The organism is Nonomuraea sp. NPDC050310 (assembly GCF_040655795.1).
Taxonomy (GTDB): domain Bacteria; phylum Actinomycetota; class Actinomycetes; order Streptosporangiales; family Streptosporangiaceae; genus Nonomuraea.
In genome coordinates, this window is the sequence record NZ_JBFAKP010000029.1 from 44,425 (window position 1) to 58,990 (window position 14,566).

General features: G+C 72.0%; 13 protein-coding genes. 3 read left to right on the top strand and 10 right to left on the bottom strand.

Annotation, left to right across the window (positions count from 1 at the left end):
* Window positions 1–4: 4 nt before the first annotated feature.
* From AB0I67_RS38955 to priA, 6 genes are all read right to left on the bottom strand, one after another.
* A complete protein-coding gene (locus tag AB0I67_RS38955) occupies window positions 5–2,191 on the bottom strand; it encodes a bifunctional (p)ppGpp synthetase/guanosine-3',5'-bis(diphosphate) 3'-pyrophosphohydrolase (RefSeq protein WP_357934853.1) in 2,187 nt (728 codons plus the stop codon).
* 162 nt (window positions 2,192–2,353) lie between these two features.
* On the bottom strand, window positions 2,354–2,860 hold the full coding sequence (locus tag AB0I67_RS38960) for an adenine phosphoribosyltransferase (RefSeq protein WP_357934856.1): 507 nt from the start codon (window positions 2,858–2,860) through the stop codon (window positions 2,354–2,356).
* A 118-nt stretch (window positions 2,861–2,978) separates the two neighbouring features.
* Window positions 2,979–3,971 (bottom strand): protein translocase subunit SecF, encoded by a 993-nt coding sequence (secF, locus tag AB0I67_RS38965; RefSeq protein ID WP_357934859.1) that lies wholly within the window; start codon window positions 3,969–3,971, stop codon window positions 2,979–2,981.
* 1 nt (window position 3,972) lies between these two features.
* Window positions 3,973–5,631 (bottom strand): protein translocase subunit SecD, encoded by a 1,659-nt coding sequence (gene secD / locus AB0I67_RS38970; protein WP_357934862.1) that lies wholly within the window; start codon window positions 5,629–5,631, stop codon window positions 3,973–3,975.
* A 126-nt stretch (window positions 5,632–5,757) separates the two neighbouring features.
* Window positions 5,758–6,135, bottom strand: a complete 378-nt coding sequence (gene yajC / locus AB0I67_RS38975; protein WP_357934865.1) for a preprotein translocase subunit YajC — start codon at window positions 6,133–6,135, stop codon at window positions 5,758–5,760.
* Window positions 6,136–6,435: 300 nt separating this feature from the next.
* Complete coding sequence (gene priA / locus AB0I67_RS38980) at window positions 6,436–7,155, bottom strand: bifunctional 1-(5-phosphoribosyl)-5-((5-phosphoribosylamino)methylideneamino)imidazole-4-carboxamide isomerase/phosphoribosylanthranilate isomerase PriA (RefSeq protein ID WP_357934868.1); 720 nt, start codon at window positions 7,153–7,155, stop codon at window positions 6,436–6,438.
* A 78-nt stretch (window positions 7,156–7,233) separates the two neighbouring features.
* Here priA and AB0I67_RS38985 point away from each other — a divergent pair, with 78 nt between their 5' ends.
* Complete coding sequence (locus tag AB0I67_RS38985) at window positions 7,234–8,055, top strand: maleylpyruvate isomerase family mycothiol-dependent enzyme (RefSeq protein WP_357934871.1); 822 nt, start codon at window positions 7,234–7,236, stop codon at window positions 8,053–8,055.
* Between the two features lie 11 nt (window positions 8,056–8,066).
* On the opposite strand, the gene ruvB is transcribed toward AB0I67_RS38985, so the two are convergent.
* Genes ruvB through ruvC form a run of 3 tightly spaced genes read right to left on the bottom strand, consistent with a single transcriptional unit; the run spans window position 8,067 to window position 10,239 of the window.
* Window positions 8,067–9,098, bottom strand: coding sequence for a Holliday junction branch migration DNA helicase RuvB (ruvB, locus tag AB0I67_RS38990; protein WP_357934874.1), 1,032 nt, complete (start codon window positions 9,096–9,098; stop codon window positions 8,067–8,069).
* Window positions 9,095–9,715: a Holliday junction branch migration protein RuvA gene (ruvA, locus tag AB0I67_RS38995; protein WP_357934877.1), complete on the bottom strand. Its 621-nt coding sequence runs from the start codon at window positions 9,713–9,715 to the stop codon at window positions 9,095–9,097. Before ruvA ends, ruvB begins: the two co-directional genes overlap by 4 nt.
* Window positions 9,712–10,239, bottom strand: a complete 528-nt coding sequence (gene ruvC / locus AB0I67_RS39000; RefSeq protein WP_357934880.1) for a crossover junction endodeoxyribonuclease RuvC — start codon at window positions 10,237–10,239, stop codon at window positions 9,712–9,714. Before ruvC ends, ruvA begins: the two co-directional genes overlap by 4 nt.
* Window positions 10,240–10,398: 159 nt before the next feature.
* Here ruvC and AB0I67_RS39005 point away from each other — a divergent pair, with 159 nt between their 5' ends.
* Window positions 10,399–12,009 (top strand): helix-turn-helix domain-containing protein, encoded by a 1,611-nt coding sequence (locus AB0I67_RS39005; RefSeq protein WP_357934882.1) that lies wholly within the window; start codon window positions 10,399–10,401, stop codon window positions 12,007–12,009.
* A 90-nt stretch (window positions 12,010–12,099) separates the two neighbouring features.
* Window positions 12,100–13,395, top strand: a complete 1,296-nt coding sequence (locus tag AB0I67_RS39010; protein ID WP_357934884.1) for a diaminopimelate decarboxylase — start codon at window positions 12,100–12,102, stop codon at window positions 13,393–13,395.
* Here AB0I67_RS39010 and AB0I67_RS39015 read toward each other — a convergent pair.
* Window positions 13,392–14,540: a GNAT family N-acetyltransferase gene (locus tag AB0I67_RS39015; RefSeq protein ID WP_357934887.1), complete on the bottom strand. Its 1,149-nt coding sequence runs from the start codon at window positions 14,538–14,540 to the stop codon at window positions 13,392–13,394. The genes AB0I67_RS39010 and AB0I67_RS39015 overlap by 4 nt on opposite strands.
* Window positions 14,541–14,566: the final 26 nt, after the last annotated feature.

Below are 14,566 nucleotides of genomic sequence, written 5' to 3' on the forward strand. Positions count from 1 at the left end.
CCCCTCAGCCGCTCGCGCCGCTGACGCGGTAGACGTCGAAGACGCCCTGGATGCTGCGGACCGCCTTGAGCACGTGGCCCAGGTGCTTGGGATCGCCCATCTCGAAGGTGAAGCGGCTGATCGCCACCCGGTCACGCGAGGTGGTCACCGACGCCGACAGGATGTTGACGTGCTGGTCGGACAGCGTGCGGGTGACGTCCGACAGCAGGCGCGGCCGGTCGAGCGCCTCGACCTGGATGGCCACCAGGAAGACCGAGTCCTCGCTCGGCGACCAGCTCACCTCGACCAGGCGGTCGGGCTGGGTCTTGAGCTGCTGCACGTTGGTGCAGTCGGCCCGGTGCACCGAGACGCCGTGGCCGCGGGTGACGAAGCCGACGATGTCGTCGCCCGGCACCGGCGTGCAGCACTTCGACAGGCGCACCCACACGTCACCGTCGCCGGCCACCACCACACCCGCGCCGCCGCCCCTGGGACGGCCCTTGAGCCGCGTGGGCAGCGAGGTCTCGGCGATGTCCTCCTCGGCGCCCTCGACGCCGCCTATGGACGCCACAAGCTTCTGCACGACCGCCTGGGCGCTGACGTGACCCTCGCCGACGGCCGCGTAGAGCGCCGAGACGTCCGGGTAGCGCAGGTCGCGGGCGAGCGCCAGCAGCGACTCCCCCGACATCAGGCGCTGCAGCGGCAGGCCCTGCTTGCGCATCGCCCGGCCGATCGCCTCCTTGCCGCCCTCGATCGCGGTCTCGCGGCGCTCCTTGGAGAACCACTGCCGGATCTTGTTGCGGGCGCGGCCGGACTTGACGAACTTGAGCCAGTCCCGCGAGGGGCCGGCGTCGGGCGACTTGGAGGTGAAGATCTCGACGGTGTCGCCGTTGCCCAGGCGCGACTCCAGCGGCACCAGGCGGCCGTTGACCCGCGCGCCGATGCAGCGGTGGCCGACCTCGGTGTGCACGGCGTAGGCGAAGTCGACCGGCGTCGCGCCCTCCGGCAGGGCGATGACCGTGCCCTTCGGGGTGAAGACGTAGACCTCGCTGACCGACAGGTCGAAGCGGAGCGACTCCAGGAACTCCCCCGGGTCGGCGGTCTCCTTCTGCCAGTCGAGGAGCTGGCGCAGCCAGGCCATGTCGCCGCCCGGCTTGACCTTGCCGCCGGCCGGGGCGCCGACCTCCTCCTTGTACTTCCAGTGCGCGGCCACGCCGTACTCGGCCCGGTGGTGCATGCCGTGCGTGCGGATCTGCAGCTCGACCGGCTTGCCCTCGGGACCGATCACCGTGGTGTGCAGCGACTGGTACATGTTGAACTTCGGCATCGCGATGTAGTCCTTGAACCGGCCGGGCACCGGGTTCCATCGCGCGTGGATCGTTCCGAGCGCCGCATAGCAGTCGCGCACGCTCTCCACCAGGACCCGGATGCCGACCAGGTCGTAGATGTCGTCGAAGGCGACGTCGCGGGCGATCATCTTCTGGTAGACCGAGTAGTAGTGCTTCGGCCGGCCCTTGACCTCGGCCTTGATCTTGGCCTCGCGCAGGTCGGCGGAGACCTTCTCGATGACCTCCTGCAGGAACAGGTCACGGCGCGGGGCCCGCTCCGACACCATGCGCGCGATCTCGTCGTAGCGCTTGGGATAGAGCATCGCGAAGGCGAGGTCCTCGAGCTCCCACTTGATGGTGTTCATGCCCAGGCGGTGGGCCAGCGGGGCGAAGATCTCCAGCGTCTCGCGCGACTTCTGGTGGCGCTTGTGCTCGGGCAGGTAACGCATCGTGCGCATGTTGTGCAGGCGGTCGGCGAGCTTGATGACCAGCACGCGGATGTCGCGCGACATGGCCACGACCATCTTGCGCACCGTCTCGGCCTGCGCGGCGTCGCCGAACTTGACCTTGTCGAGCTTGGTCACCCCGTCGACCAGCAGCGCGATCTTGTCGCCGAAGTCGGAGCGCAGCTCGTCGAGGCCGTAGGCGGTGTCCTCGACCGTGTCGTGCAGCAGCGCGGCGCAGAGCGTCTCGTCGTCGGTGCCGAGCTCGGCCAGGATCGTCGCCACCGCCAGCGGGTGGGTGATGTACGGGTCGCCGCTCTTCCGCTTCTGGTCGCGGTGATGGTAGGCGGCGACCTCGTAGGCGCGCTGGATCAGCCGCAGGTCCGCCTTCGGATGTGTGGCGCGGACCGTGCGAAACAGCGGCTCGAGCACCTGGCTCACGGTCCCACCCCCAAACCTTCTGCGCCGCCCCCCACCGGCGGGCGTGGCCGTGCTCCCGTTCGCCGCCGGGGCGGTTTCGGGCGTCGTATCGCTGTCTACGGCCACGTCACGGGGCACACAGACTCCTCACGTCCGAGTCCAGATCCCCCAGTGTATCCAGCGTCAGACAATCACCAGGGACCGGAGGTCGACTCCGGTCAGCCGCTCGCGTCCCTTGAGGAACGACAGCTCCATCAGCACCGTCACCCCGACGACCTCGGCGCCCGCCCGGCGGACGAGATCGACGGCCGCCGCCGCCGTGCCGCCGGTGGCCAGCACGTCGTCGACGATCAGGACCCGGTCACCGGGGGCGAAGGCGTCACGGTGGACCTCGATGGTGGCCGAACCGTACTCCAGATCGTAGGACTCCTCGAGGGTTTCGGCGGGGAGTTTGCCCTTCTTCCTGACCGGCACGAATCCCGCTCCGGCGTGGGTGGCCACCGGCGCGGCCAGGATGAAGCCGCGGGCCTCGATGCCGACGATCTTGTCCGCCTGGTGCCAGGAGGCCAGGTCGTCGACCAGCTCGCGGAAGGCGGGGCCGTCGGCCAGCAGCGGGGTGATGTCCTTGAAGAGCACACCGGGCTTGGGGTAGTCGGGCACGTCCCTGATCAGGCTCTGCCACTGGGTCATCGGGGTCTCCCTCGTCTCGTACGGCTGTCGCGTCATCGGGTACGGCTCGCCGGCCGTACCCATGACGACGCCTCCGCCCCTGAGACGGGACGGAGGCGTGCGGCGGCGCGGCTGGGCGTCAGCCCTTGGCCGCGGCGGTCTTGGTGGTGCCCTTCGGCTTGCCGCCGCCGGAGGTGGCGGCCAGGCGGCGGGCGATGGCCTGGTACTTCGGCTCGCGCTCCTTGAGGGTGACCAGCAGCGGCGTGGCCACGCACAGCGAGGAGTAGGTGCCGACGATCATGCCGACGAACAGCGCCAGCGACAGGTCCTTCAGCGTGCCCGCACCCAGCAGGGTGGTGCCGATGAACAGGATCGCCGCGACCGGCAGGATGGCCACCAGCGAGGTGTTCAGCGACCGGATCAGCGTGTGGTTGAGCGCGTCGTTGGCGGCCTGGGTGTAGGTCTTCTTGGAGGTCGTGCCGAGCTTGGCGGTGACCTCCTTGATCATGTCGAAGACCACGACCGCGTCGTAGAGCGAGTAACCGAGAATCGTCAGGAAGCCCAGCAGGGTCGCCGGGGTCACCTCGAAGCCCGACCACGCGTAGATGCCCGCGGTGATCACCAGGTCGTGCACGAGCGCGACGATGGCGGCCAGCGCCATCTTCGGCTCGAACGCCATGCTCAGGTACAGGATGATCGCCAGCATGAAGACGCCGAGGCCGATCCACGCCTTGGCGGCGACCTCACCGCCCCACGAGGCGCCGATGTTGTCGTTGCTGATGTCCTTGGCGGCGACCTTGTAGTCGGTGATGATCGCCTGGGTGACCTGGTCCACCTGCTGCTCGTTGAGCGTCTCGGTGGTCACCCGCCAGCCGTCGCCGGCGGTCTGGACGATCGGCTGGTGCACGCCCTCGTCCTTGAAGGTCTCGCGGACCTGCTCGATGCTGGCGCCGGGCGCCTTGAAGGAGAAGACCGCGCCGCCCTTGAACTCCACGCCCAGGTTGAGGCCGTTGATGACCATGCCCAGGATGGAGAAGGCCAGCAGGAACGCCGACAGGCCGTACCAGAGCTTGCGCTTGCCGACGAAGTCGACGTCGATCTCGCCGCGGTAGAGGCGACTCCCGAGTCCCATCTCAGGCCTCCTGCGGAGTGGTCGTGGCGGGGGTGTGGTGGTGGTCGGCCATGCGCTCGGCGTCCAGACCGGACAGCTTGTGCCCGCGGGAGAAGAACTTCAACCGCGCCAGCAGGGCGATGAGCGGCTTGGTGAACATGAACACCACGACGATGTCGATCAGCGTGGTCAGGCCCATCGCGAAGGCGAAGCCCGCGACGCCGCCGACGGCCAGGAAGTACAGGACCACGGCGCAGATGAACATGACCGCGTCGGCGATCAGGATCGTGCGGCGCGCCCGGACCCAGGCCACCTCGACGGCCGCGCGCAACGTGCGCCGGCCCTCCTTCATCTCGTCCCTGATGCGTTCGAAGTAGACGATGAAGGAGTCGGCGGTGATGCCGATCGAGACGATGAGGCCGATGATGTGCGGCAGCGACAGGCGGAAGTTCGCGCCCGCGCCCAGCACCACGACGGCCTGGTAGGTGATGACCGTGGCGACCACGAGGCTCAGCACCGCGACGATGCCCAGGCCCCGGTAGTAGAACAGGCAGTAGAGCACGACCAGGGCCAGACCGATGAGGCCGGCGATGATGCCGCCCTCGAGCTGGTCGGCACCGAGCGTCGAGGACACGGTGACCGCCGAGCTCAGGTTGAACTTCAGCGGGAGCGAGCCGTACTTCAACTGGTCGGCGAGCGTGGTCGCGGTCTCCTGGGTGAAGCCGCCGGTGATCTCCGCCTGACCGCCCGGGATCGGGTTGATGATCTGCGGGGCGGTGATGACCATACCGTCGAGGACGACGGCGACCTGGTTGCGCGGGGCCTGCGAGTTGTAGGCCTTGGTGGTCAGCTTGCTCCACTCGGCCGGGCCGTTGCCCTTGAAGGAGAGCTGCACGATCCACTCGGTACGGCCCTGCGGGATGCCCGCGGAGGCGGTGTCGATGTCGGTGCCGACGACCTTGGCGACGTCGAGGATGTACTTGGCGCTGCCGTCGTCGGAGCAGGCGGCGAACTGCTTGTTCGGGTCGTCCTGGATACCCTGGCCGCGCTTGTTCGGGTCGAGGCAGTCGAGCGCCTGGAAGGCCTTCAGCGTCTCGGGCGACACGCCCTCGGTGCTGCCGTACAGCTCGCCCTGGGGCTGCTGCTGCGGCTGCTGCGAGGGGACCGGCGTGCCGGACGGGGCCGGGGTGGAGGTCGCGTTCGCGGACGGCGTGGGCGTGGGCGTCGGGGCGGTCAGCGCCTGCGAGAGCGCCTTGCCGGTGGGGGAAGGCTTGGGCGAGACGGTCGCGCTCGGCCGGCCGCTCGGCGCCGGGGACCCGGTGGGCGTCGCGGACGGGGATCCGCTCGGCTTGGGCGCCTCGGTCTGCAACTCGGCCGGCAACTGCGTGGCCTCCATGGCCAGCACCTGGCGGAAGCGCAGCTCAGCGGTCTTACCGACCCTCTCGACGGTCTCCTTCTGCCCCGCGCCTGGCACGGAGATGACGATGTTGTCGCCGGTCTTGGCGACCTCGGCATCGGACAGGCCGCTGCCGTTCACCCGGTTGCGGAGGATGTTGACCGCCTGGTCGAGAGCCTCCTGCGAGGGTGCCTTGCCATCGAGCGTGACGGGCGAGAGCGTCACCGTCGTTCCGCCGGCCAGGTCAAGGGCGAGCTTGGGCGTCCACGCCTTTTGCAGCGCCATCGCCCCAGCCATGGCGAGAATGAGCGCCAGGAGAAGCAGGAGCGTACGTCCTGGCTTGCTCTGGCGACTGGTCGGTCGGGCCACTGGTCGTCTGTTCTTTCAGGTAGGGGTTTGAGCAGAGCCTAGTCAGGACTTGGGGGTGGTGGAGTCCTGGCCGCCGTCGACGGTTCCCTTGGCGGGAACGTCGGCGTCGTCCGTGACCTGGTCGTCGGTGTGGTCGGTGACCACCGGCTCGTCACCCGGGGTGACCACGCGCCCGATCGCCGCCTTCACCCAGCGGGTCTCGACACCCGGCGCGACCTCGATGATCACATCCTCGTGGTCGATCGCCACGATCGTGCCGAACAGGCCGGTCGTGGTCATCACGCGAGTGCCCGGGGTGAGCGAGTTCTGCATCTTGACGGCTTCCTGCTGCCGCTTCTTCTGCGGGCGGATGAGCAGGAACCAGAACGCCACCACCATCAGGACCAACATCAGGATGGTGGACAAGCCACTGCCTTGCATGGGGCACCTTCCATCTTTCGTACAAGATGTTTACACCGGCCTTGGGCCGGAAATTCCGCTTGTCGCGCTGCTAGCACACCGCTCAGCCCGCCAGCCTACACAGCCAGCCAAGCCACGGAGTGTAGGCGGTTGTCGTGAAACGCGGCAACGAACCAGCGTTCCGGCGCGCGGGGAAGTTCCCAATTCGCAACGTTGGTACCGATCTGTGACGCGGGCTCCGATGCGGCTCGGACCCAGCCGGGGCTCCGGGTCCGCCGGCTCCGGTGCTCTGTGACCTCCGTTGACCTGGCTTTGCCGTGATCAGCCCGATCCCTCGACGGCGGCCAGGGCCTCCTCCAGGGTGAACGCCCGGGCGTAGAGGGCCTTGCCGACGATGGCGCCCTCGATCGGCAGGGCGGCCAGGGCGCGCAGGTCGTCCAGGGAGGCCACGCCGCCGGAGGCGATCACCGGCCTGGCGGTGCGGGCGCAGACCTCGCGGAGCAGGGCGAGGTTGGGGCCGCGCAGGGTGCCGTCCTTGGTGACGTCGGTGACGACGTAGCGGGAGCAGCCGGCCGCCTCCAGGAAGGCCAGAGCCTCCCACAGGTCACCGCCCTCACGGGAGGCGCCTCGGGGAGCGAGGGTGGTGCCGCGGACGTCGAGGCCGGCGGCCACGCGGTCGCCGTGCTCGGCGACGACCTCGCGGCACCACGCGCGGTCCTCCAGGGCCGCGGTGGAGAGGGTGACGCGGGCGCAGCCGGTGGCCAGGGCGGCCTTCAGCGAGGCGTCGTCGTGGACGCCGCCGGACAGGTCGACCGGCACGTCCAGGCGGGCGGTCACCTCGGCGAGGAGGTCGTGGTCGGAACCGCGGCCGAAGGCGGCGTCCAGGTCGGCCAGGTGGACCCACCGGGCTCCAGCGGCCTGCCAGGCGAGGGCGGCGTCCAAGGGGCTGCCGTGGACGGTCTCGGTGCCCGCCTCGCCCCACACCAGGCGCACGGCCCGACCGGCGGCCACGTCCACGGCGGGCAGGAGCAGCAGCGTCATGGGACAGCACCCTATCGACCGGGGCCGGCTCCCGGCCGAGGCCGTTTCAAAGGGGGCGAAAGCGGCCATCCTCTCCCGATGAGCCGCGAATCCCTTCAGCCCTTCGACCGCGTCGATCTCTTCCGGCAGGAGGCCGAGGCCTTCACGGCCGCGGCCCGGCGGGCGCTGCCGGACGCGCCGCAGGTGCCGAGCTGCCCGGACTGGTCGGTCGCCGACCTGGTGCTGCACCTGGCCGGTGTGCACCGGACCGTCGCCAGGCTGATCGAGCAGCGGATGGACACCCTGCCCGACCCGTCGACCATGGCCGGCCAGCTTCCCCGGGACCTGGCCGGGTGGCCGGATCCGGCGAAGGCGCCCAGCTACGGGCCGATGCCCGAGTCGTTGCTCGAGTGGTTCGGCGAGGGGGCGCGGCGGTTGGCGGAGGTGTTCCGCACGACCGACCCGGCGACCGAGGTGTGGACGTACGGGGCCGACCGGACGGTGGCCTTCTGGGTGCGGGTGCAGACGATCGAGGTGGCGCTGCATCGATGGGACGCCGAGCTGGCGGTCGGGACGCCCGGGGCGATCGACCCGGCGCTGGCGGCGGACGCGGTGGCGCAGACGTTCGAGGTGATGGTGCCCTTCCGGCGGGCCATGACCCAGGCCCCGCCCGGCGCGGGCGAGACCTACCGCTTCCGCCGCACGGACGGGCCGGAGAGCTGGACGGTCCGGTTCGACGGCCCCGACCTCCACGTGCACGGGACGGGCGCGGACGCCGGTGAGGGCGTCGATGTGGAGCTTGCCGGTACGGCGGAGCAGCTCATGCTCCACCTGTGGCACCGCACCCCGGCCAACACCCTCGCGGTGACGGGTGACCGTACCGTCCTGGAGCGGTACTTCACCCTCGCGCCCCCCGTCTGACGGCGGGCGGGTCAGTCGGCGAAGGCGGCCCCGAACGCGTCGGCGGGCGGCTCCATGCCCAGGTGCAGCCACGCGGCCGCGGTGGCGACCCGCCCGCGCGGGGTGCGCGCGATGAGTCCCTGCCGGACCAGGAAGGGCTCGGCGACCACCTCGACCGTCTCGGGCTCCTCCCCCACGGCGACCGCGAGGGTGGACAGCCCCACCGGCCCGCCGCCGAACTTGCGCAACAACGCCGACAGCACCGCCCGGTCGAGCCGGTCGAGACCTTCGGCGTCGACCTCGTACAGGTTGAGCGCGGCCGCGGCCAGATCCCGGGTGATCACCCCGTCCGCCCGGACCTCGGCGAAGTCACGCACCCGGCGCAGCAGCCGGTTGGCGATCCGGGGCGTGCCGCGCGAGCGGCGGGCGATCTCATGGCCGCCGTCGTCCGGCAGCTCGACGCCCATCAGCCGCGACGAGCGCCTGAGCACCTGCTCCAGCTCCGGCACCTCGTAGAACTCCATGTGCGCGGTGAAGCCGAACCGGTCACGCAGCGGCGCGGGCAGCAGCCCGGCCCGCGTGGTCGCGCCGACGAGGGTGAAGGGCGCGATGTCGAGCGGGATGGCGGTCGCGCCGGGGCCCTTGCCGACGACGATGTCCACCCGGAAGTCCTCCATCGCCAGGTAGAGCATCTCCTCGGCGGGCCGGGCCATCCGGTGGATCTCGTCGATGAACAGGACCTCGCCCTCGCCGAGCGTGGACAGGATCGCGGCCAGGTCGCCGGCGCGCTCCAGGGCGGGGCCGCTGGTGATGCGCAGCGGCGTGCCGAGCTCGGCGGCGATGATCATGGCCAGCGTGGTCTTGCCCAGACCGGGCGAGCCGCTCATCAGGACGTGGTCGGGCGCCTTGCCGCGGCGCAGCGCGCCCTCCAGCACCAGGGAGAGCTGCTCGCGCACCCGCTGCTGGCCGATGAACTCCGCCAGTCGCTTGGGCCGCAGCGCCGCCTCGATCTGCAGTTCGTTGTCGTCGGCGGCGGAGGAGACGAGGTCGCGTTCGAAGCTCATCGCACGCTCAACGCCCTCAGCGCGGCCTTGAGCATCGCGCCGACCTGCGGCTCGCGGCCCTCGGCCAGCTCGATCTCGGCCATCGGCTCGACGACGGCCAGGGCCTCGTCGGCGTCCTTGCCCGAGTAGCCCAGCCCGACGAGGCCGGAGTGCACCTGCTCGCGCCAGGTCACGCGGCGCGGCGCGCCGGCGATGGCGGCGTTGACCGCCTCCTCGGGCGTGCCCAGCCGGTTCTTCAGCTCGACGATGATCCGCTGGGCGCCCTTCTGCCCGATGCCCGGGACCTGCGTCAGCGCCTTGACGTCGGCCGCCGACACCGCCACGCGCAGGGCGTTGGGTGTGTGCACGGCCAGCATGGCCAGGGCCAGCTTGGGACCCACGCCGCTGGCGGTCTGGAGCATCTCGAACACGACCCGCTCGTCCTCGTCGGCGAAGCCGAACAGGGTCAGCGACTCCTCGCGCACCACCAGCGAGGTGGCGAGCCTGGCCTGCTCCCCCACCCGCAGCGTGGCCAGCGTGCCCGGCGTGCAGTGGACCAGGACGCCCACCCCGCCGACCTCGATCACGGCTCCGTCCGGACCGGCCGCGGTCACCGTGCCCCGCACCGATGCGATCACACCACTCGCCCCCTCGTCGCCCGCGCGACCGCCTCGGCCAGCCGCTGCTGGTTGCCGCCGCGCCACACGTGGCAGATCGCCAGCGCCAGCGCGTCGGCGGCGTCCGCCGGTTTCGGCATCTCCTTGAGCCGCAGCACGCGGGTGACCATGGTGCCGACCTGTGCCTTGTCGGCCGAGCCGTGCCCGCTGATCGCGGCTTTGACCTCGGAGGGGGTGTAGAGCGAGACCGGCAGCCCGCGCCGCGCGGCGCAGAGCACGGCGATGCCGGAGGCCTGGGCGGTCGCGATGACCGACTGCGTGTTGTGCTGGCTGAAGACGCGCTCGACCGCCACCATGTCGGGGGCGATCTGGTCGAGCCAGCGTTCGAGGCCCTGTTCCAGGGCGACGAGCCGGTCGGGCAGCGGGTCGTCCGCCGGAGTGCGGATCACCCCCACGTCGACCAGCGACAGCGGGCCGCCCACGCGTCCCTCGACCGCTCCGACGCCGCATCGCGTCAGCCCAGGATCCACACCCAGCACCCGCACCCGCGCACACCCCTCCATCCGCCGAACACTTGTTCGGCGGGAGCCAGCCTAACGGCCGGAGACGCTCCGCGCACGCACACCGGCCCGTTCAGACCGGGCTTCCGGGAAGGGGAGCACGGGCTGCCGGGGCGTGCGGCGGCGCCCTATACGCTCACCGGCATGAACGGCATCACCCTGCGTGAGCTGCTGGCTTTCGACGAGGCCGACGTCCTGCGCCTGGTGCTCGCGCCGGCCGGTGAGGACGTGCGGTTCGACGGCGTGGTCATCGGCGACGAGGGTCCGGCCCGTTCCTGCACCGGGCGGGTCGTGCTGGCGATCGGGCTGCCGGTCCAGGAGGCGGCGCGGCGCGACGCGGCGGCGGTGGTGGTGCGGGCGGACGGGTTCGACGAGGAGACGCTGCACACCGCCGACCAGTACGGCCTGGCCTTGCTCGCCAGGGCCGAGTGGGCGGACTGGGACGACGTGGCGACGCTGCTGCGCTCGGCGCTGGCCTACGCGGGAGCCGGCCGGGGCGACCGGATGGCGGACGCGACCGAGAGCGGCGGGCTGGCCGCGCTGGCGTCGGTGGTGGCGGAGTTCACCGGCGGCTCGATCACCATCGAGGACACCCGGTTCCGGGTCCTGGCGCACTCGGCGACCGGGCCCGAGGCCGACGAGATGCGCCGTTCCACCATCCTGGGCGGGCGGGTGCCCGACTGGCGGGTCGAGGAGCTGCGGCGCAGCGGGCTGCTGCGCGCGTTGTGGTCGTCGGACGAGGTCATCCACCGGCCGGCCGACGGGGACACGCCCGAGCGGCTGATCATCGCGATCCGCAGCGGGCGGGAGATGCTCGGCTCGATCTGGGCCGCGGCCGACGGGCGGGCGCTCAGTCCGAACGCGGCGAGCGCGCTCAGCCGGGCGGCCGAGGTCGCTGTGCCGTACCTGCTGCAGCACCGGCTGCGGGAGAGCGGCGCGCGGCGGCGGGAGGAGCACGCGCTGCGCGGGCTGCTGAGCGGGGAGGGCGATCTGAGCACGCACGCGTGGTCGCTCGGGCTGGCTCCCGAGCTGCGGTGCGCGGTGGTGGTGGCCGAGCTCGACGGCTCGCCGGGCGCGGCCGGTGAGCGGGTGCTGGGGACTCTGGCGCTGCAGGCGGCCTCCTACCGGGGGGCGGCGCGGGTGCTGCGGGAGGCGGGGCGGGTGACCGTGCTGCTGCCGGTGGGCGACGGGGAGGAGTACGGGGCGGCGGGCCTGGCGCGGGAGCTGGACGGGCTGGCCGCGGCGACGCCCGGGGCGGGGCCGGTGTGGGTGGGCGCGGGCGGCGTGGTGCCCTCGCCCCTGCGGGCCGCCGCCTCGCGGGAGGAGGCCGCGCTGGTCGTCCGGGTCCTGCGCGAACGCGGCGGCCTGCCGGAGAAGGGCGGCCCCGCGTCAGGAGCGGCCTCGGTGCGGCGGTGGGCGGGAGCCGCGGAAGTGGCGCCGGCGATCGACGTGCTGCGCATCCTGGACGCGGCCCGGCCCGCCTGGGAGCGGGGCAACGGGCCGGTGCACGAGCTGATCCGCGCCGACCTGGCCGCGGGCGGCGAGCTGGTCCGGTCGATCGCCGTCTACCTGGAGGAGGCCGGCGACGTCGCGGCGGCGGCCAGGCGGCTGGTCCTGCACCCCAACACCCTGCGCTACCGCCTGCGCCGCGCCCGCGAACGGTTCGCGGTGGACCTGGACGATCCGGACATCCGCCTGCTCATGACCCTAGCCGTCCGCTTGGTGGACGCCTCTTGGCCGACCGGCCAAAGCTGATCTCCCGCTTTAGCTCGGCGGCTAAAGATTTCCGGATATGGCAGGCCTCAGGCTCGTCCTTACGGTCCCCCGAAATCCAGGAGTCTTGACGTGTTGAACAGCAGGGTCGCCGAGGTCGTCCGCCACGCCGTGGACACCGGCGCGCTGGGCGCGGAGCAGCCCGTGGCCGGTTTCGTCGACGTCGAGGGGGTGCGCTCGTCGGTCGCCGCGCTGCACGCCGCCTTCGGTCCCGGCGTGCTGCACACCTTCGCCGCCAAGGCCGCCTCGCTGGTGCCGGTGCTGCGCCTGCTGGCCACCGAGGGCATGGGCTGCGAGGTGGCCAGCCCGGGCGAGCTGCGCATCGCGCTCGACGCCGGCTTCGACCCCGCCAAGATCGTGTTCGACTCCCCCGCCAAGACCCGGCAGGAACTGGCCCAGGCGCTGGAGCTGGGCATCGCGGTCAACGCCGACAACCTGGCCGAGCTGCGCCGCATCGACGGCCTGCGCCGCGACGACTGCGCCTCGGTCGTGGGCCTGCGGGTCAACCCGCAGGTCGGCACCGGGTCGATCGGCGCGATGAGCACCGCCACCGCCACCTCCAAGTTCGGCGTCGCGCTGCGCGACCCGGGCGCCCGCGAGGCGGTCGTCGAGGCCTTCGTGCGCCGGCCCTGGCTGACCCGGCTGCACGCGCACGTCGGCTCGCAGGGCTGCCCGCTGGAGCTGATCGCCGCGGGCATCGCCGAGACCTACCTGCTGGCCGAGGAGATCAACGCCACGCTGGGCCGGCGGCAGATCACCAGCCTCGACATCGGCGGCGGGCTGCCGGTGAACTTCACCGACGAGCGGGAGACGCCCACCTTCGCCGACTACGTGCGGGTGCTCGGCGAGGCGGTGCCCGGCCTGTTCGACGGGCGCTACGAGCTGATCACCGAGTTCGGCCGCTCGCTGCTGGCCAAGAACGGCTTCATCGGCGCCCTGGTGGAGTACACCAAGGACGCCGGCGGGCGGCGCATCGCGATCACCCACGCCGGCGCCCAGGTCGCCACCCGGACCGTGCTGATGCCCGGCGCGTGGCCGCTGCGCGTGGACGCCTTCGACGCCAAGGGCCGGCCCAAGCAGGGGCCACTGCTGGCGCAGGACGTCGCCGGGCCGTGCTGCTTCGCCGGCGACGTCGTCGCGCACGCCAGGGAGCTGCCGGAACTGGAGGAGGGCGACTTCGTCGTGCTGCACGACACCGGCGCCTACTACTTCTCCACGCCGTGGGCCTACAACAGCCTGCCGTACCCGGCCGTGCACGGCTTCACCACCGACGGCGGCCAGGTCCGCCTGGCCACCGTACGGCAGGCGCAGACCCTGGACGAGATCGCCGCGATGAGCGGCCTGGCACACGCCGGGGCGCTGGTCTAGAAGTAGTCCAGCATGTACGGCGAGGCCGCGAACGCGCTCTCCAGGGCCTCGTCGTACCGGTCGTCCCCGCGCAGCATCCCGGTGCGGCGCAACAACCCGGCCGGCAGCCCGCCGTACAGCGCGGCCAGCCCGTTGGCGCTCAGCCGCGGCCCCTCCCCCTGGGCCGGCTCGGCCCTGCCGGCCCCGCCGGAGACGGTGAGCCGCCAGGTCCCTCCGGCGCCCGGCTCCTCGGCGTCCTCCACCCGCACGACCGCGTCGAGCTCGACGGCGGCGGAGAACCCGCGCCGCTCCATGGCCAGCGGCAGGTCGTGCACCCGCAACATCCACCGGACCTGCTTGACCTGCTCCTTGGTGCGCTCGCGCAGCAGCCACAGGATCGGGTCGTCGGGCGCGACGCAGGCGGTGACCGACTTGGCCACCGTGGAGGCCGACCCGACCAGCGACCACAGCGCCCGGGTGGTCTCCTCGGAGACGGCCACCAGGGTGTCCAGCTCGATGGCGCCGTCGTCCCAGCGGTAGACGGCGAAGCCGTCGTCGGCGAGGTAGAGGAAGTCGTCCTCCTCGCCCAGCCACTGCCGCCAGGTGCGCTCCTCCCAGGAGATCGGCCCGCTGGCGCGGGTGGCGGCGTGGATGCGGCCCAGGGTGGCGATCACCTCGGGGGCGTCGCCCGGGCCCATGCGGCGCAGTTTGACCGTGCCGGCGGGGGCGAGCGAGCGCAGCGCCTCGGTGGGCAGCGTGACGATGTGCTGGGCGCCGACGTGCTCGTAGCCGACCGAGCGGTAGATGGCGGTGGTCGCCGGATACAGGGCCGACAGCGCGTAGCCGTGCTCGACGGCGCGGCGCATGACCGCGCGGGTGATCGTCCGGCCGACGCCGCGGCCGCGGTCCTCGGGGCCGACCACGACGCCGGCGACCCCGGCCAGGGGCTGCGGGCGGCCGTGCCACCACTGGGTCAGCCGGCGGTAGCGGGCCGCGGCCATGAGCCGGTCGCCGTCGAAGACGCCCAGGTAGCGCTGCTGTTCGACGGAGGGCGTGACGAGCTGGTACCAGGTCTCCGTGTCGCTCGCGGAGATCGGGCCGAAGGAACGCTTCCGGACCTCGAGCACCGCGCCCAGGTCGTCGGGGGTCAGATCGCGAATATCCACGATGTCAACCTAGGACACCTCGCAAC